Source organism: Streptomyces sp. PTL18 (genome assembly GCF_059510295.1).
The window spans coordinates 1-1,844 of sequence record NZ_JCAJZO010000090.1; the positions used below are offsets into that span (position 1 = coordinate 1).

General features: G+C 61.4%; 2 protein-coding genes. One reads left to right on the plus strand and one right to left on the minus strand.

Features of this window, described 5'->3' with window-relative positions:
* Positions 1-181 precede the first annotated feature (181 nt).
* Positions 182-688 carry a restriction endonuclease gene (locus AC5WS8_RS39060; protein ID WP_496108223.1) on the minus strand — a complete coding sequence of 169 codons (507 nt, stop codon included), beginning with the start codon at positions 686-688 and terminating at the stop codon, positions 182-184.
* A gap of 192 nt (positions 689-880) precedes the next feature.
* Between AC5WS8_RS39060 and AC5WS8_RS39065 the strand changes: the two genes are divergently transcribed.
* Positions 881-1,844: PIN domain-containing protein (locus AC5WS8_RS39065; RefSeq protein WP_496108224.1), on the plus strand; the 964-nt coding region annotated here is incomplete at its 3' end.

Genomic DNA, 1,844 nt, shown 5'->3' on the forward strand with positions numbered 1-1,844 from the left:
CTACCTCGTTGCTCATGGACGCATGGTCGCACGCAGCTGATCGTGGGAGCGACCGATTACATCGGTTCGTCCACCTCGCACCGCGGCGGCGCTTTGATGCCCTCGACTTACGACAACCCCCGGCGCGGGTTTGGAGCCCGACCACCAGAAGCACAAGGTCGGTCGATGACGCTGGTCGCGATCAGTCGTCGGGCGTGAACGTTTCTTGCGTGCCATCGGCGTGGGTGATGGTGATCTTCGCCGACTCCGTGATGTGCATCGTGTCGGACGCACCCACGAACACCTCGTTGAGGAAGCTGAACATGTACTCGGTGCGAGTGCTGTTCTCGTCCATGTGGACGGTGCGGATGTTCTCGGCGTTGGCAACCTTGGTAGCGCCCTCCTGGAGCCCGAGAGGGCTCACGATGATGCCGCCCGCAGCGCCAGTGTCGATGACGCTGTAGGCCAAGTGCGCCATCTGCCCTTGAGTCTGCTTCTTCGTGGTATAGCGGCGGCACTCGATGATTACGAAGCCTTCGTCACCCACCTTGACGCCCTTGCCGTCGATCTCCCACTCAGTACCCGAGCGCTCGCCGATGACCTTCTGCTTGTCCTCGACACGCTCAAGACCCAGCTTTTCGGCAATCTGATCGAGAAGGTAGACGGCTACCTCCTCGTACGACTCCCAACGCTTATCGGGGTTCGTCATCGTCGCCTCATTTCTATTTTACGTTCGTACCATGTCCCATGATAGTTACGGTCTGCTATTTCAATGCGTTCTTGAGCAGGCACCTCCCACTCCCACAGCAGCTCACAAGTCGTGCACCTACAGCCGTCAGCCAGTCCCTGCCTAGTGGTCGGCCGAATCTACGTGCGGCGGCCGTCGTCGAGGTGTCACAGTATGGACATGCTCGTAAGCCCACTGCCCGGTGTCGACCGGAAGCACCTGCACGAGACGCTTGGCAAGGTGCATCAGAACGTCTCGAACCTCTTCACCAGCGGCCCGCGTGAGCACTACGAGAGGCTCTTGGCTTATCTTGACTGGGCGGTCGACGCCGTTGGCCGGCTGGACACGCTCATCAGCAGCGCCGACCTTGACCGGCTCGTTCTAACCAAACGGCACGACCAGTTGCTCGCCGGGCTGGATAACTTCACCATCGGCACGACCCAGCGGCTCGTGAACCAACTGGTGTTCACCGAACTACGGCAGCGGACGGAAGCGTTCGGGGACGCCGTCCATACGCTCGGTCAAGAGTTGCAGTGGTGGCAACTGCGCGGAGTGCCGGTCGTGGCTGACAGCAGCTTTTACGTCCACCACCCCGAGAAGTTGGAAGAGACCGACTTCGCCGAGCTGCTGAGCGTCACAGAACATCCCGTTCACCTCCTGGTGCCGATGGTCGTGGTGGATGAGCTCGACCAGCTCAAGGAGAGCAAGGACAGGCACGTACGTTGGCGGGCGCGACACACGCTGTTCATCCTTGACGGGCTGTTTCAGGAGAGCACCGAAGACGCCATGCTCCGCAGGGCAGACGCTGAGGTGCAGCGCCACACGGGCGTACGACGCGGTGAAGTGACCGTGCAACTCTTGCTTGACCCGCCTGGGCACACGCGGTTGCCGATCAACGACGACGAGATCGTCGACAGGGCGCTTGCCGTTCAACCGCTGTCGGGTCGTGAAGTGACCGTTCTGACCTATGACACCGGCCAGGCAACCCGGGCGCGCGTTGCTGGCCTCTGTGACCACAAGCTGAGCATGCCGGTCGGTGACGAGCCGGAGAAGCAGACGACCAACACGAAAAACCCCCCGTCCAAGGGACGAGGGGTTCAAGTGCCAGCCGACCGCCAGGATGGACAGGCGGGTTCAA